Raw genomic sequence first — 21542 nt, 5'->3', positions numbered from 1 at the left:
CAGCTTGCAACGTACAGAGATAGTCTGGCTCATGGGCTTATTGTAGTTTATCCAGACTTTTGACCAGCAAACCTATATGGAGGAGGGCTTTCCTCTCGACACCAAGCCTGCGGCTATGGTGCGGGCCTCCAGCCCGAAAATTTGGTGAGGGTATCCCACTAGTTCCATTAGATGATCCCTTCCTGCCGCTTGGCGATTGGCATCCGCCAGCCGGTGCCGAAGGCGCGATCGGTAATGCGTAGCCCAGGGGGAGCTTGGTGTCGCTTGAACTCGGCTTTTTGAACCAGCCGCAGCACCTGCTGCACGATGTCGGGATCGAACCCTTGAGCCACCAACTCGGGGCTGGATTGATGCTGCTCGATGTGCCGCTGCAGGATCTTGTCCAGCAAATCGTAGGGGGGCAGGCTGTCGCTATCTTGTTGGCCAGGTCGCAATTCTGCCGAGGGGGGCTTGGTCAGCGTAGCAAGCGGGATCCGCTCCTGCTGTCGGTTGATCCAGCGAGCCAAGCGGTACACCCAGGTCTTGGGCACATCGGAAATCACCGCCAGGCCGCCGGACATATCCCCGTAAATGGTGCAGTAGCCCACTGCTAGCTCTGATTTGTTGCCTGTGGTCAGCAGCAGCCGCCCGAACTTGTTGGAAAGGGCCATGAGGAGGGTGCCGCGAATGCGAGATTGCAGGTTTTCTTCCGTGATGTCTGGGGGGAGGCCGGCAAAGGGCTCTGCCAAAAGCTGGTGGTAGCTCTCCATGATGGACTGAATCGGCAGCTTCAGGGTAGGGATCCCCAGGTTTTGCGCCAGTTGGTAGGCGTCGGTCAGGCTGCCAGGGCTGGAATAGGGAGAGGGCATGAGCACCCCCAGCACCCGCTCCGGCCCCAAGGCATCGGCAGCAATCACAGCAGTGACGGCAGAGTCGATCCCCCCCGACAGGCCCAATAGCACCTCGCGAAAGCCACATTTGCTGACGTAATCGCGGGTGCCCAAAACCAAGGCTTCGTACAGCTCGGCTTCCGGCTCGGTCGGCCAGCGGGATCCCGCGGTCGGTGGGCTCTGGTCTGGGTTGGGAGACTGGGTCAACTCGTCCACATCCAGGATGAGCTGATCCGGCTGAAAGGCAGCGGCTTGGGCCACAACCCGACCCCAGCGATCCAGGGCGCAACTGGCCCCATCGAAGATCAAATCATCATTGCCCCCCACCTGATTGACGTAGAGAATGGGCAGGGCGTGCTTGCGGGCCAGGGATCCCAGCATCTCCACCCGCAACTTCTGTTTGCCTAGGCTGAAGGGGGAAGCCGAGAGGTTAATCAGCAGGTCGGCACCGCAGCGGGCCATCTCTTCCACCGGATCCCAGTGGTAGCGACGGTGCTGCCAAAAGTCGCGGTCGTTCCAAATGTCTTCACAAATGGTAAAGCCCAGGCGGCGGCCACGGTACTCGATGGGTTGGGGCTGGGATCCCGGCTCAAAATAGCGATCTTCGTCGAAGACATCGTAGGTGGGCAAGAGCGACTTCTGAAACCAGTGGCGGATCTGGCCTCCCTCCAGCCAGGCAGCAGCATTGTAAAGGGGCCGACCCTCAGGCAGAGGATTGGGCTGCACGGATCCCACGACCACCGGAATGCTGGCCTGTAACCGGCTGGCCAAGTGCTGCAAAACCTGGCTTGCCCTCTCGACCAGGGCCGGATAGAGCAACAAATCGCGGGGTGGATATCCCAGCAACGCCAGCTCGGAGGTGATGGCCAACTCTGCTCCCGCCGCCGCCACTGCCTCAACCGCTGAACGGATGCGCTCGGCATTTCCGCTTAGATCGCCGACGATGTAGTTCAGTTGCAACAGCGCTACCTTCACCCTGCCCCCCATATGGTAAATCTCACCATAAGTGGCCCAAACCGAATCGTCAACAAGATTCTGCTGCGGGCAAGCGAAGAATAAACGTGGTTTGGTGGGCAGTGCTTTCCACCTGCAAAGAGCCGCCCAAGTGGTTGGCAATGGCTTGGGCCAGAGCCAATCCCAAGCCTGTTCCCCCCTGCTGCCAGGGATCCGAGTGGGGGATGCGATAAAACTGCTCGAAAATGCGTTCTTGTTCTTCGAGGGGAATGGTGGTGCCCGTGTTGGTCAAGCGCAGCTCCCAGCGGTCGGAACCCAAAGCAACAACCTCTAGGACAATGTGTTCGCCGGCGGGCGTGAATTTGTGGGCATTGGTCAAAAGCTCACAGACCAAGCGTTCCAACAGGCGAGGATGGGTGTGCAGATAGGGCAGGTGGGGATCCCAGTGAACTTGTAGAGTTTGCTGCCGCTTGCGCATCCGGTCTTGGAACCGATTGATAAGAGGTGCCAAAAGGAGAGGCAGGTTAACCTGCTCAGAGGGCAGCTTGAGCGTATTGCCCGACAAATTTTGTAGATCCAGAAGATCGTTAAGAAGATCGTTAATTAGGGAGATCTCTCGCTCGCACGCCTGCTCCAGAACCTCAAGATACTGGATTTGCTTGGGGGTGAGAGGAGAAACTTGATGGCTCAGTTTCAGCAGGTGAACCGAGAGGCTAATGCTGGTAAGGGGAGTGCGCAGCTCATGGGAGACGGCGGCCAGGAAGTTATCCCTAATTTGGCTGAGTTTTTTCAATTCCGTCACCTGAGCCTGGCTGCTGAGGTAGAGCCTGGCCTGTCGCAAGGCAATCGCGCACTGGGCCGCCATTTGCTGGGCCAAATCGATTTCCCAATCGCTAAAACTCTCCTCAGGAGGCCGAGCCAGCCACAGATCCCCAAGAATGCCCTGATCGTCCGCAATGGGGCAGGCCAGCTTGGTCAGATAGGGGGGCAGAGTGTCGGGATCCCGTTGACGATCCCGAGCGCACAGTTGAAAGCACCAGCCTCGCCATAGCTGTTCGTAGAAGAGGGGAAAATCTCTCATCCAAACCCGAGCCCCGACCCCAGAGGTCGAAAGCGTCGTGTATTCATAGCTGATCAGGGAGTAGGTTCGGCGGCTATCGTAAAGGCCAACATTGCAAAAAAGAACGCCCAAAAATTTCCCCAGCTCGTTCACAACCGTCTGCAAGATCTGCTTTTCGTCCAGAGTTGCCCGTATCTGATGGATGAGGCGGCGCAGAATCGATTCAAACTGCAGACTGCGTTCCAGTTGCTGGGTTCGCTGTTGCACCAGGACTGTTAATTCAGCTTCTCGTGTTTGCTGGGCCAGCTCCAGGCGCTTGCGCAGGGTGATATCGCGCACCAAAACAATGGCCTCATCCGGCCCAAACGGCAACAGACGTGCCTCACGATATTCCGGCAATGCTTCCGCAGTGTCTTGAGAAGTTTTGGGAAGTGGATATTCAATAACCTGAATTTCTCCCGTTTGAAAGGCTTTCTCCAACAAGGGAGCAAAGTAGATTTTCCAATGCTCTGGAAACAGATCCTGAATGTACTGGTTAGGATAGCGGTCATCGGGATAGGCCGATGCAAATCCTTTTGGGGGCTTGTAGGACAGGATTAGCCCTTGCCGATCCACCTGCAGAATCATGTCTGGAATCACTTCGTAAAGGGCGCGGTAACGTGCTTCGCTGCGGGCCAGATCGGCCAAACTTTCTCGCAGGTGAGTTTCGGCCCTTTTTCGCTCGGAAATGTCTTCTAGAAATTGAATGGCAAACAGAGGCTCGTTTTGAGCGTTTCGCACTACAGACAGTTGCAGGCGAACCCAGATCTCTCTGCCATCTTTACGGCGGATCACCTTTTCATATTCATAGTTGCTAGCGTATCCGGCAATCAATTCATTCCAGAGTATCTCGCCCCGTTCTCGATCTTCGGGATAGGGAGTGTAATCTTCCGCTTTCAGAGCCGACCAATCTTCCTCGCTATACCCCGTAATCTCTGCCATTGCCGGATTGAGGCTGAGATACCGGGGATCAGGATCCAAGCTCATCAGAGCAATCCCTTGGCTACAGAAGTTGAAGATCCCCTGCAATTGGTTTTGAATTTCCCCAAGAGCAGATTTGATGGATCGGCGCTCGCTGATATCATCCAGGAAGTGAACGGCAAATAGAGGCTTTTGTTCTTCATCTCTCACAACATAAACCTGAGACTTTACCCAGATGATTTGGCCATTCTTACGGGTGTAGGGATGTTCCCATTCATAATGACTGCGCCGGCCATCAACCAACTCCTGCCAAAGTTTTTTTAGAGTTTCAACATTGGCCAAGTCTGGGATACAAGCCTCCAGAGGCAAAGCTTTCAGTTCCTCTGCAGAATATCCTGTTATATCCTTGAGGGCTGAGTTCATGCCATGTGGCTTGGATTCTGGCTCAAGAGGCAGCAGAGAAATGCCCAAATTGCAGGACTCTACAATACCCCAGAATCGCTGTTGAATCTCCAACAAAGCCAGCTCTAGACGCTTACGCTCGGTAATATCTTGAATGCAGCCAAGCACGCAATTTGCTCCGTGGGGAACCACGCAAACTTCCTGGTGACGGAGCTCCCCTGCTGAGTTGGTTAGGGGAAACTCCAGAGTTTGCCGGGATCCGCTGCTCAAGCAACGGTCAATCAGCCTCTGCAGTTGATCGCCAACCTCAGGGCCGAACAGCTCTCCCACTGCTTTTCCCTGAATATGCTCTGCTGAGAGTGAAGCAAAATAATTATTCTCCGGGGAAGAAATCAGCTCTAGGCATTGGCCTTCTCGGCTAAAAATCATCAAGGCTTGTGGAATAGCGCAAACCAGCCTTTTGTAGCGGAGCTGGCTCTCTGCAAGCGCTTGTTCAGCCCGCTTCTGTGCCGTGATGTCTTCCACATACCCCTCAAAACAGAGGGGATCCCCTGCCGGATTGCGGACAACTTGAATTTGTTCTCGCACCCACAAGTCCAAGCCCTTGCGACTGTGGATCAAAAACTCTTGGGCCACTCTCCCATCGCCGACTTTGCCTGCAAGCAGATCCTGGAAAAACTGGCGACGACCGGCAGCGTCAGCATAGAGATGATGGCCAAAATCCGACAGATGGCGCATCAAATGGGCAGAGGAAGTATAGCCGTATATCTCGGCAAGCTTGGCATTGGCAAACCGGTACCGTCCCTGCAGATCCACACGAAAGATCCCAATGGGGGCATTTTCCAGGAGCACATCAAGTTCGGCCAGCATCAGGATCCCCTATTGGCAAGCAGTACCAGGGCACTGAGAACACCTGTCCTTGGGATTATGTATCATTTCTGCCTTAAGCGATGTTTCCCGCACTACAAGTTCCCCCCTAACCCCGTAAAATCACGGGCGAGGAAGGGTGCTCAGGTTTCTGTGGATGTTACCCCGTGGGCTGCCGGTAGGGCAGGGATCCCTGCGCGGATTCTCAACTACTCCACCTGCGCTGTCTCCGGGGATCCCGCCTGAGTTTCCGGGTGAAAGTAGCGGTAAATCTGCCGGGCAATCTTCGGGCCAATGCCGGGCACCTGGGCCAGCTGGTCTTCTGAGGCCACCTGAATGCGGGCAATCGACCGAAATTCTTCCATCAGCAGCTTTTGCCGATACTTGCCCAAGCCGGGGATCTCGTCCAGCGTAGAGGCATGCTGACGCGCTTTCCGTTGCTGGCGATGAAAGGCGAGAGCAAATCGGTGGGCTTCATCTCGCAGGCGTTGCAACAACAAGCGAGCCGGATCTTGGGCCGGCAACCGCAAGGGCACGGGATCCCCCGGCAGAAAGATCTCTTCTTCTCGTTTGGCCAAGGCAATCACCGGCAGGTGATCCAGCCCTAAATCTGCCAAGACGGCCATGACTGCCGACAACTGCCCCTTGCCCCCGTCGATGAGCACCAAATCCGGCTGATCCTCAGGGGTCATTTTGCTGAAGCGACGCCGGGCCACTTCTGCATGGCTGGCAAAATCATCGGAGTGACCGGGGCGCACCTCAGGGTTGCGAATCTTGTAGCGGCGGTAGTGCTGTTTGGCAGGCAGGCCATCGATAAACACCACCTGACTGGCCACAGCATCGGATCCCTGAATGTGGGAAATATCGTAGGCTTCTAGGCGACGGGGCACATCCGGCAAATCCAAGACCTCTGCCAAGCGCTCCAAGGCCGCGGCATCCCGATCCGCCAAGCGCTGAGTGCGGGTTAGCTCCAGTTGTGCATTCCGCTCAACCAACTCGATCAACTCAGCTTTGCTCTGCCGTTGGGGGGCAACAAGGCTGACCTTGCGGCCTTTTTTCTGACTCAGCCAAGACTCCAGAAAATCCCGATCCGGCAATTCATACTGGGTCAAAATTTCAGAGGGAATTTCCACCGGATCACAGTATTGATAATGCTCTTGTAGAACCCGCTGCAAAATCAACGCCGGATCATCGCCCCGATTTTCGGCCACAAACCCCAGCCGCCCCACCAACTTGCCTGCCCGCACCTGAAACAATTGAATGCAGGCTCGTGAATCATTCATGGCCAAGGCCAGAGCATCACGGCTGACGGTAGAGTTAGGCAAAGAGACCTTCTGGGATTCTCCCAATTGTTCCAAACCGCGAATTTGATCCCGATATCGTGCGGCTGCCTCATAATTTTCTTGTTCGGCGGCCTGGATCATCTTCTCCTGCAGCTCTCGGATCAGCTCATCTGTCTGGCCTTGGAAGATCATGGCCACTTGAGTCAGCGTTTTGCGATACTCTTCTGGGCTGATCAAGCCTTGGCATACCCCGGGGCAGCGCCCAATGTCGTAGTTCAAACAGGTGCGATCTTTGTACAGAGGTTTGGGCCGTTGGCGCAAGGGAAAAATTCGTTTGACCAACCCAAGGGTATGGCGCAACAGGCCAACATCGGTGTAGGGGCCATAGTATTTGTCTTGATTCCGATCAAGGCGACGATGGCGGGTGATGTAAAGCTGGGGATAAGGCTCCGACCAGGTAATGCACAAATAGGGATACTTTTTGTCATCCTTGAGAAGAACATTGTAGGGGGGCTGATGGGTTTTAATCAGATTATCTTCTAGGGCTAAAGCTTCACTTTCATTATCGGTAACGATAAACTCGATCTCGCAAACCTGAGCTACCATGCGCTGAATGCGAGGGGACAGGTCGCCGGTGAAGCGGAAATAAGATCGCACTCGAGAGCGCAATTTCTTGGACTTGCCCACATAGAGAATCTGATCTGTGGCATCTCGCATTAAATATACGCCGGGTTCAGCAGGAATCTCCTTGAGACGGCTCTCTAGAACGTCACGGCTGTGAATCAGAGGGACGGTCATAAAGTTCAGTTCTATCGGGTAGAGTCAGGGATCCCATGACTTCAATCTAGCAAGGATATGGCTTTTCTCGGCAACACTGACTCCAACCCATGTGGAGACACAGTCATTCTGAACAATCATTCTGAACAAGTTTGGGAAGCTCGTCCTGCTTTCAAGCTCCAACCTGCTAGCACAAATGGCAATAGCTCGTCGCATCGCAGGATCAAAGTACCTCTTTTGACGGGTAGACCTCCATGATTTGGGAAGGATAAGTTGATTTGTGATTAACATAATTTTGTCCAGAGTTCTGGTAGTTCATTTACATAAGATATAGCAGCAATGGAAAGTCGCTTAAGTTTATTAACTAGGGATATATTGACTTCTGAGACAATCTTTTGAGTAGATTCAGGTATAAATTGCCTGTGACAATCCTGGCATCGATAATGCTGCTTTCCATTATGGATCTTGTCGTATCTAAGTTAAAAGAATGACGGCTTGGGCAAGTCAGCATGAGCTTACTCAGAAACACGAAAAATCTAGGGTAATAGTATCATTGCTCCCAGAGCACCACCAGTATAGTCAATAGGGCAAGGGCTCCGTCCCGCTGGCGCGACCCGAATCTCTGAGCTCTATCCTTACAATTGAGCTCCTGGATCCTGGCCTATGTCTTGCTGCAGGGCGGCCAAGTCTATCTTTGGCTTCTGGGTCTTGACTTTTGTCGGCCTGAGGTCTTCTAGGTTCAGCCAGCGATAGACCGTTGCACGCCTGACTTTGTACATTTGTACATCTGTTGTACACCTGTGGGGTTGCCCTCTTCCTGGACATACCCTACGGCTGTCTCCCTACCGCAGTTCTCCACAGGGCCAGTTGCCAGCGAGCGGAGCCGGTGTGAGCTGGCGCATTCGCCCTAGCTTTCTCAGATCGTCCGCAGTCCGTCGGGGAAAGCTGCAGAAGAAACTCGAAAAATCTGTTCATGGCGAGCTTTTTTGTCTTTACTTCGCTGAGCCGATTGCCCCAACGGTTGCCCTGTTGGCAAGAGCCAGCCGTGACTTGAGACTGCCCCCCTTTTCCTGTCGGATTGGAGTGCGATATGCTGGTTTTCCACCTCTGAAAGCGTGATTTATTCCAAACTGTTTTTACTCCTATGAATCCCCATCCCTCTCAGGTCTCGGCCCCTATCCTGCAGGAAAACTGGCACTTTCAAGAGCGGGATGCTTGCGGGGTCGGCTTTTTGGTGGATCAGCAGGGGAGAGCCAGCCACGACCTCTTGCAGAAAACCCTTCAGGCCCTCACCTGTATGGAACATCGGGGTGGCTGTGGCGGCGACGGCCAGAGCGGTGATGGGGCGGGCATTGCAACGGCAATCCCCTGGTCGCTGTTGCAGGCAGAGAGGGAAGAAATTCGAGCTTGGGATCCCACTCACAGCGCGGTGGGGATGGTCTTTTTGCCTCAGGATCCTGCTGAGTGTCAGGCGGTGCAGCAGGTGATCGATGAGTACTTGACCACCACCGACTGGCAGCGGGTGGTTTGGCGGCAGGTACCGGTCAATCCCAATTGCCTGGGGCCGATGGCGCGGCAGACCATGCCCTCCATTTGGCAGATGCTCCTCACCCATCCCACGCTGGAAGGAGACGAGCTAGAGCAGCAGCTCTATCTGTTGCGGCGGCGCATTCGGCGGCGGGTAGAGGCTCGGTTTGGCTTTTATGCTCTGTATTTTGCCTCTTTGTCCTGCCGGGTTGTCGTTTACAAAGGCATGGTGCAATCGTCGGTTCTGGGCCAGTTTTATCGAGATCTGCAAAACCCCCTCTACACCACCGCCTACGCCACCTACCACCGCCGCTTCAGCACCAATACCCTGCCGCGTTGGTCCCTGGCCCAGCCTTTCCGCTACCTCTGCCACAACGGCGAGATCAACACCTACCTGGGCAATGTCAACTGGATGGCCGCCCGCGAACAAACCCTTTCCCATCCCCGCTGGGGTACAGCGGTCGAGGATCTGAAGCCGATTATTGACCCGGGCACCAGCGACTCAGCAGGTCTGGACGCTGTGTTTGAGCTGTTGATTCAGTCGGGCTACTCCACTCAGCAGGCGATGATGGTGCTGATCCCGGAAGCCTATCGCAACCAGCCAGAACTGCAGAATCACCCGGAAGTGGTGGATTTCTACGAGTTCTTCGGCGGCCTGCAGGAGCCTTGGGATGGCCCGGCGATGGTGGTTTTCTGCGACGGCAAAACCATCGGGGCCACGTTGGATCGCAATGGCCTGCGCCCAGCCCGCTACGCTCGCAGCCGCGATGGTCTGCTGGTGGTGGCCTCAGAAGCCGGGGTGGTTGCCCTGCCGGAGACCGACATTTTGGAAAAAGGGCGGCTAGGCCCGGGGCAGATGCTGACGGTGGATCTGCAGAGCGGGCAAATCTGCAAAAACTGGGAGATCAAAACCCAGGTGGCAACCCAGCACCCCTACGGCGAATGGCTCAAAGCCCATCGCGTTCAGCTCAGCACCCAAGGCTTTGAAAATACCCCTCACCTCTCGGAAGAACAACTGTTACAAGCCCAAACCGCCTTCGGGTACTCCTCAGAAGATGTGGAGATGATCATCGAGGAGATGGCGGCTACGGGCAAGGAGCCCACCTTCAGCATGGGGGATGATGCGCCGCTGGCTGTGCTGTCCACCCAGCCTCATCCCCTCTACGACTATTTCAAGCAGCGCTTTGCCCAGGTCACCAACCCTGCCATCGATCCCCTGCGGGAGAGCCTGGTGATGTCTTTGGATGTGTATCTGGGATCCAAGGGCAACCTGCTGGAGATCCGCCCTGAGCATGCCCGCCTGTTGCAGTTGCGCAGCCCGGTGCTCAACGAAGCGGAGCTGGCCGCTCTGCAGCATACCCCTTTTCCCTGCCACACGCTCCCGATTCTCTATCCGGTGGCTGCCGGCCCAGAAGGACTGGAGGTCCAGGTACGGGCCCTCTGCCAGCAGGCGGCTCAGGCAGTGCGGGGGGGAGCTGAGATTTTAATCCTCTCGGATCGCGGCCTCAATGCCGAGCAGGCTCTGATCCCACCTCTGTTGGCGGTGGGCGCCATCCACCATCACCTCATCCAGGAGGGGCTGCGCCTACGCGCTTCCCTGGTGGTGGAGACTGCCCAATGCTGGAGTACCCATCACTTTGCCTGCTTGATCGGCTATGGGGCCAGCGCCGTTTGTCCTTATCTGGCCTATGAAGCTGTGCGGCAGTGGTGGCACAAGCCCAAGACGCAAACCCAGATGGCTGCCGGCAAGTTGCCCCAGCTTTCCCTGGCCGAGGTGCAACTGAAGTACCGCGCCGCCATTGAGGCAGGGCTGCTCAAGATTCTTTCCAAAATGGGCATTTCTCTGCTCTCCAGCTACCACGGAGCGCAGATTTTCGAGGCCATTGGCCTGAGCCAAGAGGTGATCGATCTGGCCTTCCGCGGCACGGTGTCGCGGGTGGGAGGCATGACGCTGGCGGATCTGGCCCGCGAGGGCATGGTGAATCACCAGCGGGCCTTTCCCGAACTCACCTCGAAAAAGCTGGAGAACTTTGGCTTTATCCAGGCGCGGCCCAAAGGCGAATACCACATCAACAGTCCAGAAATGGCCAAACTGCTGCACAAGGCCATCGAATCGGGTCAGCCTGCCCACTATGAGATCTACAGGGCGCACCTGCGCAGCCGCACCCCCACCGCGTTGCGAGACCTGCTGGATTTCCGCAGCGACCGGGATCCCATTCCCTTGGAGGAAGTGGAACCGGTGTCGGAGATTTTCAAACGCTTTGCCACAGGTGGGATGTCCTTGGGGGCCCTCAGCCGCGAGGCCCACGAGACCCTGGCCATTGCCATGAACCGCATCGGCGGCAAGTCCAACTCCGGTGAAGGCGGGGAAGATCCGGAACGATACCTCCCCATCACCGATGTAGGCCCAGATGGCACCTCGGCCCGCTTTCCCCACCTGAAGGGGCTGCGCATGGGGGACAACGCCAGCTCGGCGGTGAAGCAGGTGGCCTCGGGCCGCTTTGGCGTGACACCGGAGTATTTGCTCAACGCGCGGCAAATTGAGATCAAAATTGCCCAGGGGGCCAAGCCGGGCGAGGGCGGGCAACTGCCGGGCAAAAAGGTCAGCCCCTACATCGCCAAGCTGCGCCGCTCCAAGCCGGGGGTGACCTTGATCTCGCCGCCGCCCCACCACGACATCTACTCCATCGAGGATCTGGCGCAGTTGATCTTCGACTTGCACCAGGTGAACCCCCAGGCACAGGTGTCGGTGAAGCTGGTGGCGGAGGTGGGCATCGGCACGGTGGCGGCAGGAGTAGCCAAGGCCAACGCCGACATCATCCAAATCTCCGGCCATGAAGGGGGCACAGGGGCTTCCCCCTTGAGCTCCATCAAACATGCCGGGGCACCTTGGGAGTTGGGCCTGGTGGAGGTGCATCATACCCTGCTGGAAAACGGCCTACGGCAGCGCTCCATCCTGCGGGTGGATGGCGGCATTCGCACGGGTTGGGAAGTGGTGATGGCGGCCATGCTGGGGGCAGAAGAGTTTGGCTTTGGCACGGTGGCCATGATTGCGGAGGGGTGCATCATGGCGCGGGTGTGCCACACCAACAACTGCCCTGTGGGAGTGACCAGCCAGAAGGAGGAGTTGCGCAAGCGCTTCCCCGGCACGCCAGATCACGTGGTGACCTTCTTCACCTTTGTGGCGGAGGAGGTGCGCCAAGTCTTAGCGCAACTGGGCTACCGCTCTCTGAAGGAGGTGATTGGACGGGTGGATCTGCTCTGTCCGCGGGCCGATGCGGTTCTGCAGAAGACCCAATCCTTGAACTTGGAGTGTCTGCTGCGAACTCCCCCCGGTTTTGATCCCAACACCCTGCCCGACTGGTTGGAGCATGAGCCGGTGCATTCCAACGGCCCGGTGCTGGATGAGCAGATCCTGGCTCAGCCGGAGGTGCAGAAGGCGGTGGAAACCTGCGGCACGGCCACGGTGGAGATCCCTATCGCCAACACCGACCGCTGCGTAGGCGGGCGCATTGCCGGAACCTTGGCCCGCTTGTACGGAGATACCGGCTTCGCCCAACAGGGGGGGCAGTTGGATCTGCGCTTTGTCGGCAGCGCCGGCCAGAGCTTTGGCGCTTTTACACTGGCGGGGATGCGCCTGACCCTGACAGGAGAAGCGAATGACTACGTGGGCAAGAGCATGTGTGGCGGCGAGATCGTCATCCTGGCTCCCCCTGAGGCGCCCCGCGATCCGGCGGAAAATGTAATCCTGGGCAACACCTGTTTGTACGGGGCCACGGGCGGATCCCTGTTTGCCAACGGCCAGGCGGGGGAACGCTTTGCGGTGCGCAACTCGGGAGCGCAGGCGGTGATCGAGGGATCCGGCGACCACTGCTGCGAGTACATGACCGGTGGGGTGGTGGTGGTGCTGGGGCGGGTGGGCCGCAACCTGGGAGCGGGGATGACCGGCGGCCTGGCCTATGTGCTGGATGAGGAGGGCAACTTCCCCGCCAAGGTCAACGGGGAGATCGTGCGCATTCAGCGGGTGCAGACAGCAGCAGCAGAGGCACAACTGAAGAGCCTGATCCAAGAGCACTATCGCCGCACCCATTCCCCCAAAGCGGAGCGCATTCTGCAAAATTGGGAATCCTATTTGCCTCTGTTTTGGCAGGTGATCCCGCCTTCGGAGGAGGGCAGCGAGCTGACGGATCCCTTGCGATCCCAGCCGCTGGCAGTGGAGTCTTAAGGATCTCTCAGAGCCTGCCGGTAACACTTCTTATCCCCACGACGGCCAGAGAGGCTGGTAAACTGCGAGAGTATACCTGGCCTTTTCATCCGCTTTAAATCACTATGAGTCCCAGTTTGCAAGCTGCTCAAACTCAAGCGCGAGTGCCCACCGAGACCATCCTGACGCCGCGCTTCTACACCACCGATTTCGAGGCCATCGGCAAAATGGGCTTAGGGGATCGAGAGGCCGATTTCCGGGCCATCCTGCAGGAGTTTCGCGCCGACTACAACCGCCATCACTTCGTCCGGGGTGAGGAGTTCAACCAAGACTGGGAAAGCCGCCTGGATCCGCAGGCGCGCCGGTTGTTTGTGGAGTTCTTGGAGCGCTCCTGTACAGCCGAGTTCTCCGGTTTTCTCCTCTACAAGGAGCTGTCGCGCAAGCTAAAAGAGACCAACCCCGTTTTGGCCGAGTGCTTTGCCCTGATGAGCCGCGATGAGGCCCGCCATGCCGGCTTTCTGAACCGCGCCATGGGCGACTTCAACATGGCCTTCGACCTGAGCTTTCTCACTAAGCACAAGTCTTACACCTATTTCGCGCCGCGTTTCATCTTCTATGCCACCTATCTCTCGGAGAAGATTGGCTACTGGCGCTACATTCTCATCTACCGCCACCTGGAGGCCCACCCCGAGGATCGCGTTTACCCGATCTTCAACTTCTTCAAGAACTGGTGCCAGGACGAGAACCGCCACGGCGATTTCTTCGCGCTGATGCTTCTGAGCCAGCCCAGGCTGCTGCAGGGGTGGGTGGCCAAGCTGTGGTGCCGTTTCTTCTTGCTGTCGGTGTTCGCCACTATGTACCTCAACGATGTGGGAGAGCGCCCGGATTTCTACCGCCTCATTGGGCTGGATCCCCATACTTATGACATGGAGGTAATCTACAAGACCAACCGCGAGGCGGCCAAGGTGTTCCCGGTGGTGTTGGATGTGGAAAACCCTGAGTTTGTGCGGCGGCTGCAAAAGTGCGTGGCCAACAACGCTAAGCTGAGGGAGATTGCCCGGGGATCCGGCCCCTTCAAGGGTTTGCGCAAGCTGCCCCTCTACTTGGATAACTTCTATCAGTTTTTGCGGCTGTTCCTCCTGAAACCTCGGAAAGCTGGCTTCTACCTGTGGGAGCAGCCGGAGCCCCGTTTTGAAGGAACGGCTGTTTCTGCTTGAGCCGTCTTGCCCTCAGCTTGGTACCCGTACAGCCTCATAGGTCAGCCATGAACATTGCCGCTGAGATTACGCCGCTCTTTTTGCTGGGAACGCTGGCCTTTTTGGGTTGGGGCTTCTGGAGAGCCCGTCGGCGGGGATCCTTAGCCGTTTGGGTGTGGTTACAGGGATCCCTGCTCTTGTTGCCGTGGGTGGTTTTCCTGGGGCTGCTGCTGCTGGGGATCTACCTCAATTTTGCAGGCTTCCTGGTGTTGCTGTTGGTCTTTACAGGGCTTTACATTGCCGTGGGGCGCAAGACCCGCCAGTTGGCCCAGCAGGAGCTGCAGGCCCGTCGCGAGCAGTTGGCTCGTCTGGAAGAGCAGGGGGAAGCCCCTTCGGCAGGGGAGGCGCCTTTGGAAGCGCCTGCGGTTCTGCAGCGGATCTCGGCTGAGGATCTGCAGGCCATTCAGTCTATTTTCGGCCTCGATACCTTTTTCGTCACCGAGACCGTCCCCTATGGGGAAGGGGCGATTTTTAAGGGCAACCTGCGCCAGGAGGCGGAGGTGGTGGTACCCCTGCTGGTGGAGAAGCTCAAAGAGCAGGTGGGCAGTCGCTACCAGCTCTTTTTGGTGGAGGATCCGGCGGAAAAGCCGGCGGTGGTGGTCTTGCCGGATCCCATCGTCAATTACCGCGCTTCCGTGGGGGCGCAGATCCTGGCGGGGGCGTTGCTGGTCTTCAGCTTCGTCGCCACGTTGGAGGTGGGGGCCAATCTCTTGGGCTTCCGGCTGTTGGATGCGCCGGGGCGCTGGGTGGAAGCCCTGCCGGTGGCAGCCGGGATCTTCGCCATCTTGCTGGTGCACGAGACCGGACACCGCTGGATGGCGGGCAAGTACGGCGTGCGCCTCAGCCCTGCTTTTGTTATCCCCAGCTTGGGCATCGGCACGCTGGGATCCCTAAACCGCATCCAATCGCCGGTGCCCAGCCGCAAGGCCCTCTTCGACATTGCCTTTGCCGGCCCGGCAGCGAGCGGGATCCTGTCGCTGCTGGTGCTCTTGGCTGGCCTGAAGCTCTCCGGCTCCGAGGGTCTGTATGTGCCCACGGAGATCTTCCGCAGCTCCATCCTGGTAGGCACCCTAGCGCGGCTGGTGCTGGGATCCCAGTTGCAGGCGGAGCTGGTTCCCATTCATCCTTTTGTTGCCGTGGGCTGGATTGGCCTGGCAATCACCGCCTTGAGCCTGCTGCCGGCAGGGCAGCTGGACGGGGGTCGCATTGTGCAGGCGGTGTACGGGCGGAAGACGGCGGCCCGCGCCACCTTCATCACCCTGATTGCCTTGGCGGTGGCGGCCATCAGCAACGTCTTGGCCCTCTACTGGGCGCTGCTGATCCTGTTCATCGCCCGCGAGCCAGAGCGTCCACCGCAGGATGAGATTACTGAAACCGACGGTCAGCGGGATGCTTTGGCATTGCTGGCCCTCTTTTTGATGGTCATGACCCTGTTGCCGATTGCTCCGGCCTTGGCGGGCTTTCTCAATTTCCCCAACGGCTGATGGGGTAGAGGCCCAGGATCCGCCGGCGAGAGGAGCTCACTGTGTCTGGACCGGGGAAAGGCTTTGGCCTAGGCAGAGCTGGAAAGGACAGAGGAGAGCACCTGCAGCGTCTGTTGGCCCAAGCCGTTCGCCATCACCAGGCAGGGCAATGGCCACAGGCTGTCTCACTTTACCAGCAGGTGCTGCAAGCCCAGCCCACCCACCCCGAGGCACTGCACCTCTTGGGGGTCTGTCGGCAGCAACAGGGATCCCTGGACGACGCGATTGCCCTGATCCGGCAGGCCCTTGCCCACCAGCCCTGGTTTCCCGACGCCCACTTTAATTTGGGAATTGTTCTCAAGCAGGCGGGGCAGCTGGCGGAGGCGAAAACTCACCTGCAACTGGCCCTAGAGCAGGGGGGGCCGGACGCGGAAGTTTTGTACCAGCTGGGGCTAGTGCTGCGGCAGCAGGGGGATTTGGAGGCGGCCCTTGTCCCCTTGGGACAGGCCCTGGAGCTGCAGCCGGACTTTGCCGATGCCGCCTACACCCTGGCCATCCTGCTGCGGGATTGTGGCCGGGAGGAGGAAGCGGCGGAGCTGTTCTACCAACTCTGGCAAGCGGATCCCGCCGACTTGGCCGCGGCCCTGGGCTGGTGTGTTAGCCAGTTGCCCTTGCTGTACGCCTCGGCAGACCAAGTTTCCGTGGCTCGGGAGCGCTACCGCCAAGCCCTACAACAGGTGAAGGGCCGCTGGGAACACCTGCCGCGGGATCCGATAACCCTGGAGCGAGCAGCTGCCGGGATCGGCTCCGTCCAACCCTTCTTTTTGCCCTACCAAGGCCAGAACGACCGCGATCTGCAGCAGCTCTACGGATCCTTGGTGAGGGATGTGATGGCGGCCCGCTATCCCCAGCCCTCCGTCCTCTGGCAGCGACATCCTGGCCGAGTGCGGGTGGGCATTGTCTCCGGCCTGTTTCGGGATCACTCCGTTTGGAAGATCCTGACTCGCGGCTGGGTAGAAGCCCTGGATCGTGCTCAAGTGGCCCTCTACGGCTTCCACACCTCGGTCATCCAAGATGAGGTCACGTGCTCCCTGCCCCCTCGTTTTGAGCACTTTGTGGCCGGATCCCGCAGCATAGAAGAATGGCAAGCGGCTATTCGAGAGCATGACTCTAGTCAATAATAAGCTCAACTATACTGAAAATAATGTATAATATGTTCAGTACGGATTACTACCAGTTGATCTTTCTGTTTACTTTCGAGTCTGCCAACATGGTAGCCAAAGCAAAGCAGAAAATTGGTAGTAAGACGACACGGAAACTGCGCTTTGGGTATTCTACTCAAAGGTTTGCGGGATACCGCCATTCTGTTTGGACTCCGTCCCGCTAACGCGAATGGAAACAAACAGAATGCTATCGCTGCATAGTTGAACAGTGATGTTCAGCAGTGTTCAGCGTAAATGTATCAGGCACAGCTGGATGTGCTCCTCTACCCGGAAGTGGGCATTGACCCGGTCTGTGCCCAACTGGCCGCCCTCCGCTTGGCGCCGGTACAGGCGATGGCCTGGGGCCACCCGCAAACTTCTGGCCTGCCGACAATAGACGTTTTCCTCAGCAGCGAGCTGATGGAGCCGCCGGACGGGGCCGGCCATTACACCGAGCAGCTCCTGCCCCTGCCTGGCATCGGCACCTACTATATTCCCCTAGAAGTTGACCCCGCCCCTGTGGACTGGCGAGCTTGGGGGGTGGATCCCGACAGGGTGCTTTACCTCTGCGCCCAATCCCTATTCAAGTACTTACCTCAGTACGACGAGGTGTTCCCCCGCATCGCCCGGGAAGTGGGGAAGTGTCAATTTCTATTTTTGCGGGGCCGCCTCTCCCAAGGGATCCGCGAGCGCTTTTGGCAGCGGCTGCGACGAGCCTTTCAGGCCTATGACCTAGCTGCCGAAGAGTATGTGGTGCTCCTACCGGAACTCTCGCCTGCAGAATATGCCGCCTACAACGCCCTGGGGGATATTTACCTGGATAGCCTCGGCTGGTCAGGGGGCAACACCACCCTGGAAGCCCTGCCCCACGGCCTGCCCATCGTCACCTTGCCCGGATCCCTGCTGCGGGGCCGCCACACCTACGCCATCCTGCAGCAGATGGGGATCCTGGATACCATCGCCCACACCCTCGATGAATACGTCCAGATTGCCAGTCAGTTGGGCTTGGATCCAGAGTGGCGAGAGCAAATGGGCCAGCAGGTGAAAGCACGTCAAGATCGCGTCTACCGGGATCCCGCGCCGATCCGCGCTCTGGAAAAGTGGTTGCGAAGCCTGAAGACCTGAGGGGGCAGTTTGGGTGAAAGGATAAACGGGCGAGTGTTGTCCTCTTGAAGGGATCCCGGACAGATGGCAGGATAGGCGGGGTTGTCTTGCCGGGCTTTGCCCATGTCTTCTGAGTCTGCTCCCGGTCAGTTCCCCAGGCCGGAAAACGCCCCCGACAACTTGCCCTCCCTTTCAACGCGCCTGAAAGAGATTGCCGTGGTATTCCTGCGGCTGGGATCCCTGGGTTTCGGCGGCCCCCAAGCCCACATCGCCATGCAACACGATGAGGCGGTGATCCGGCGGGGCTGGATGAGCCAGGAACAATTTACCGAAGGGGTGGGCCTATGTGAAATGTTGCCAGGGCCAGCTTCTACCCAGATGGGGATCTATGTCGGCTATGTGCGGGCAGGCTGGTTGGGGGCGGTGCTGGCGGGGATTTGCTTCATTGCCCCTGCTTTTGTGATCGAGGTGATTTTTTCTTGGCTTTACTTTCGCTTTCAGGGGGTGCCGCAGCTAGAGGGGATGTTTTTTGGGGTGGCCCCGGTGGTGATCGCCATTATCCTGGCCTTTTGCTGGAAACTGGGCCGTAAAGCTGTGAAGGATTGGAGCCGGGGGCTGATCGCGGTGGCGGCCTTTGCCCTGCTGCTGATTGGGGGGGTGAATATCCTGTTGCTGTTCGGGCTGGCGGCTCTGGTGGGGCTGCTGCTGTATGGGCCCAAAAAAGGCCCACTATCGGGGATCCCGATTTTACTCCCTTGGCCAGTATTGACGTTGGCCCAGACGGTAGTGGCCACGGTTCCACCGGAAACCCTTATCCTGAGCAGCTTTTGGGGTCTGGAGCGGATTGGTGCCTATTTCTGGCCTTTGACCTTGTTTTTCCTGAAAGTAGGCGGCGCCATCTTCGGGGGAGGGCTGGTGATCATCCCCTTCATCGCCGACGAGGTGGTGGATCAGTTGGGCTGGTTGACGCCGACAGAGTTCTTGGATGGGGTGGCCATTGGGCAATTTACTCCTGGCCCGGTGGTGCTGACGGCAGCCTTTATCGGCTACAAGGTGGCAGGGGTGCTGGGGGCCCTGACGGCAACAGTGGCCATCTTTGCCCCTTCTTTTGCCTTTATTTTGCTGGCAGCTCCGGTTCTGTTGCGCATACGGCACAATGCTTGGGTGAAGGGATCCCTGCAGGCAATTACCCCAACGGCCCTGGGGGCTGTTGCTGCGGCTACAGTGCCCTTGGCCCAAAATGCGCTGCTACAACAAACAACTCCCGCTTCGCTGGTGGCTTTGGGGATCGGGGTAGCGGCCTTCATTGCCTTGATGCGCTTTCGCCAGCCCACTTGGCTGTTGGTGTTGATGGGAGGGGGGGCGGGTTTGCTGGCCCGAGGTCTGCTGGCCTAAAGGTTTTGCTCCCTGGCCCTGCTTTCTCCTTGGGGGTGAGGGAATGACCCTGATTCAGCCTGATGGCCACGGCACTAACTGGCTTGGGCCAGCCCTTCCTCAGAGGGATCCCTGCCTTCCAGGCGACAAAACAGTTGCCGCATGAGCAGCTCCCGTTGGCCAAGAGACAGGTGAGGGGCAAGGGTGCCGGGAAAGTGGGGCATGGCTAGGGTAACACGATCCAACAGGTCGGCGCGGCGGTGTTGTTGCTGGATGGCCCAAGCCCGCTGCACAAGGTCTGAAGCTGTTTCCAGCTCCAGCCCTGCCTGCTCGGCCAACCAAGCTGCTAATCGTTCTAGGTCGGGATCATAGCGCAGCCGGTACATGTAGATCAGCATGCCGATCCCAAGCACTAGGCCCAAGGCGCTGGCCACGTAGGCAGCCTTGATGGCAGTTCCCGGCAGATAGGCCACCGCCGACACGCGCAAGATTTCGTAGGGGATGCGGATCAGGCTATAGCCGACAACATAGGTCCAAACCCAAGTGCCATCTTTGAGTTTGGGAAAGCGCCAGAACATTCCCATCAAGAGGGCAAATAGAAGCAGGTTGAGGACGCTTTCGTAAAAAAAGATGGGGTGAAAAAACTCAAATTGGCTGTATTCCGGCTCGCGGGCTTGGGGAGGAATGTACACCCGCAGCGGCCAAGGGCTGTCGGGAGGAATAGGGGCACCGTAGGCCTCAGAGTTGAAAAAGTTGCCCCAGCGCCCGATGGCTTGGCCCAAAATCAACCCCGGCGTGAGCACATCGGCGTACTTCCAGCCGTTGATCCCGGTGGTGCGGCAATAGAGGTAAAGGGCAAGCGCGCCGGCCAACACCCCACCGTGGATGATGAGACCCCCCTGCCAAATGGCAAAGGCCGAGAGGGGGTTGTCTTGGAACTCTGACCAGTGGGTGAGGACGTAGTAGAGGCGGGCGCCCAGAAACCCAGATATTACCAACCACAGGGCCAGTAGCTCCACTCGTTCACTGGCTTTGCCAGGCTCTTTCTCTAGATGACGAGATTCTGCCAACGCTTTGGTCAAGATCAAGCCGACCAACACGGCCACTGCCATCAATAGGCCATACCAGCGTAGGCCCAGCCCTCCCACCAGCGGGGTGCCGGGGGGAAAGCGGAAGACAAATTCTCCAGGTGAGCTGAAGGTAAGGCCCAACAGCCCTGCACTCCATAGGTTCATCGACAACACGCTCTGCACCCCAAAATTGCTCAACTCAGTTCCACCAGTCGGCTTTATCAACCTCACCCGCTTGGGTTAGCGGGACGGAGTCCCTTCCGGGCTCTTCTCCCCTATCCCCGGCAGCCATTCACAGGCTCCAACAGGGATCCATTCTCCCCGATCCTGAAGCAGCGCCAGTCCTCGTTCCCGGTTGACCCGATCCTACAGGCCCGTCACGGGCAAGATTCCACCCTAGAGCCCATACCTTTACCAAAAAGCTAGGTCCAAAGCCCTGCCCTTCCAGGACGGCTTTTGCCCTGTTAGACCTGCGATAAGATACACCCACGCTGGTCAGAGATGCCAAACTCCTCAAGGCCACTCCAGCGCAGTACCAAGCCTTCGATGACGGAGTACACCGGCCAAGTGGTGGGGCTAGATGGGGGCGACAGCAGTGGGCAAGCTGTGCCGTGTCTCCAGTCTTTGCGTTGTACCGAAAGGAGATGGAGGATGTCAACTGGACAGGGGTGTGGATCCCGGATGGGTTGCAGTTGGTATCCATTGCTCCTGAGGCCAAGGCGGTGATGCAACACTGTTATGGCGGCTACACCACCAACCTGACTCTGGAGGAGTTCATCCGCCCCGAAAACTACCTGGTTCATACCCTGGAAGGACAACCGCTCCCGGTAGGGCCGGTGCGCACTTTGATCCCTCACCCATATGCCTGGAGTTTCCCCCCTAAGATCAGCTGGGCTTTTGGGGGAGCAACGGCTACTACATGGGCGGTGAACCCTGGGCCGAAGAACGCTACAGCAATCTATAGAGGCTCTGAAATTTTGCGCTCCTTTAGCAGGGATCCCTCGAAGTTCTTTGCCGCTATCTGCCGTTTTGGCCGCAAACTGAAGAGAGCACCTTGGTTGCCGTTGCTGCGAACGCCTGAGGTGCCTGTGTCTTTAGATCTCAAAGAAAGCTTAAATAGCAAAGCTCAAAAGATCCATTGGACTCCATTCCGCTTACGCAAACACTAGA

The 21542-nt window shown here is 57.9% G+C and carries 11 protein-coding genes and 2 pseudogenes; 7 read left to right on the top strand and 6 right to left on the bottom strand.

Features of this window, described 5'->3' with window-relative positions; translation table 11 throughout:
- Positions 1-167: 167 nt before the first annotated feature.
- The 5 genes and pseudogenes from ACVWZU_RS09580 to ACVWZU_RS09560 all read right to left on the bottom strand — a co-directional run.
- Complete coding sequence (locus ACVWZU_RS09580; protein ID WP_457444584.1) at positions 168-1844, bottom strand: NAD+ synthase; 1677 nt, start codon at positions 1842-1844, stop codon at positions 168-170.
- A 49-nt stretch (positions 1845-1893) separates the two neighbouring features.
- Complete coding sequence (locus tag ACVWZU_RS09575) at positions 1894-5115, bottom strand: PAS domain S-box protein (RefSeq protein ID WP_457444580.1); 3222 nt, start codon at positions 5113-5115, stop codon at positions 1894-1896.
- A gap of 206 nt (positions 5116-5321) precedes the next feature.
- On the bottom strand, positions 5322-7193 hold the full coding sequence (gene uvrC, locus ACVWZU_RS09570; RefSeq protein WP_457444578.1) for an excinuclease ABC subunit UvrC: 1872 nt from the start codon (positions 7191-7193) through the stop codon (positions 5322-5324).
- A gap of 263 nt (positions 7194-7456) precedes the next feature.
- Positions 7457-7639, bottom strand: a pseudogene (locus ACVWZU_RS09565) (IS1/IS1595 family N-terminal zinc-binding domain-containing protein); the annotation flags it as partial.
- A gap of 168 nt (positions 7640-7807) precedes the next feature.
- Positions 7808-7957: pseudogene (locus tag ACVWZU_RS09560) on the bottom strand (IS630 transposase-related protein); the annotation flags it as partial.
- 359 nt (positions 7958-8316) lie between these two features.
- Between ACVWZU_RS09560 and ACVWZU_RS09555 the strand changes: the two are divergent.
- The 6 genes from ACVWZU_RS09555 (at position 8317) to chrA (ending at position 19323) form a co-directional block, all read left to right on the top strand.
- Complete coding sequence (locus tag ACVWZU_RS09555; protein ID WP_457444576.1) at positions 8317-12924, top strand: glutamate synthase-related protein; 4608 nt, start codon at positions 8317-8319, stop codon at positions 12922-12924.
- Between the two features lie 104 nt (positions 12925-13028).
- A complete protein-coding gene (gene acsF, locus ACVWZU_RS09550; protein WP_457444574.1) occupies positions 13029-14120 on the top strand; it encodes a magnesium-protoporphyrin IX monomethyl ester (oxidative) cyclase in 1092 nt (363 codons plus the stop codon).
- A 47-nt stretch (positions 14121-14167) separates the two neighbouring features.
- Positions 14168-15643 (top strand): site-2 protease family protein, encoded by a 1476-nt coding sequence (locus tag ACVWZU_RS09545; RefSeq protein WP_011432882.1) that lies wholly within the window; start codon positions 14168-14170, stop codon positions 15641-15643.
- 41 nt (positions 15644-15684) lie between these two features.
- Complete coding sequence (locus ACVWZU_RS09540; RefSeq protein ID WP_457444571.1) at positions 15685-16803, top strand: tetratricopeptide repeat protein; 1119 nt, start codon at positions 15685-15687, stop codon at positions 16801-16803.
- A 276-nt stretch (positions 16804-17079) separates the two neighbouring features.
- The gene (locus ACVWZU_RS09535; RefSeq protein ID WP_457444569.1) at positions 17080-17949 is read left to right on the top strand and encodes an O-linked N-acetylglucosamine transferase family protein; all 870 of its coding nucleotides are present in this window, start codon (positions 17080-17082) and stop codon (positions 17947-17949) included.
- Positions 17950-18051: 102 nt separating this feature from the next.
- A complete protein-coding gene (gene chrA / locus ACVWZU_RS09530; RefSeq protein ID WP_414373773.1) occupies positions 18052-19323 on the top strand; it encodes a chromate efflux transporter in 1272 nt (423 codons plus the stop codon).
- Between the two features lie 74 nt (positions 19324-19397).
- Here chrA and lgt read toward each other — a convergent pair whose 3' ends face one another.
- Positions 19398-20537, bottom strand: coding sequence for a prolipoprotein diacylglyceryl transferase (gene lgt, locus ACVWZU_RS09525; protein ID WP_457444566.1), 1140 nt, complete (start codon positions 20535-20537; stop codon positions 19398-19400).
- Between the two features lie 446 nt (positions 20538-20983).
- Between lgt and ACVWZU_RS09520 the strand changes: the two genes are divergently transcribed.
- Entirely contained in the window at positions 20984-21541 is a 558-nt protein-coding gene (locus tag ACVWZU_RS09520) for a molybdopterin-dependent oxidoreductase (protein ID WP_414406991.1), read from the top strand.
- Position 21542: the final 1 nt, after the last annotated feature.

It is taken from the genome of Thermostichus sp. MS-CIW-26 (assembly GCF_054059115.1).
The sequence above is the reverse complement of the archived record's forward strand: the minus strand, read 5'-3'. Positions and strand labels throughout refer to the sequence as shown.

Excerpts from the sequence above, each read along its gene's own strand:
- ACVWZU_RS09575 (WP_457444580.1), bottom strand. The coding sequence starts at position 5,115 with ATGCTGGCCGAACTTGATGTGCTCCTGGAAAATGCCCCCATTGGGATC.
- uvrC (WP_457444578.1), bottom strand. The coding sequence starts at position 7,193 with ATGACCGTCCCTCTGATTCACAGCCGTGACGTTCTAGAGAGCCGTCTC.
- ACVWZU_RS09555 (WP_457444576.1), top strand. The coding sequence starts at position 8,317 with ATGAATCCCCATCCCTCTCAGGTCTCGGCCCCTATCCTGCAGGAAAAC.
- acsF (WP_457444574.1), top strand. The coding sequence starts at position 13,029 with ATGAGTCCCAGTTTGCAAGCTGCTCAAACTCAAGCGCGAGTGCCCACC.
- ACVWZU_RS09545 (WP_011432882.1), top strand. The coding sequence starts at position 14,168 with ATGAACATTGCCGCTGAGATTACGCCGCTCTTTTTGCTGGGAACGCTG.
- ACVWZU_RS09535 (WP_457444569.1), top strand. The coding sequence starts at position 17,080 with ATGTATCAGGCACAGCTGGATGTGCTCCTCTACCCGGAAGTGGGCATT.
- chrA (WP_414373773.1), top strand. The coding sequence starts at position 18,052 with ATGTCTTCTGAGTCTGCTCCCGGTCAGTTCCCCAGGCCGGAAAACGCC.
- lgt (WP_457444566.1), bottom strand. The coding sequence starts at position 20,537 with ATGAACCTATGGAGTGCAGGGCTGTTGGGCCTTACCTTCAGCTCACCT.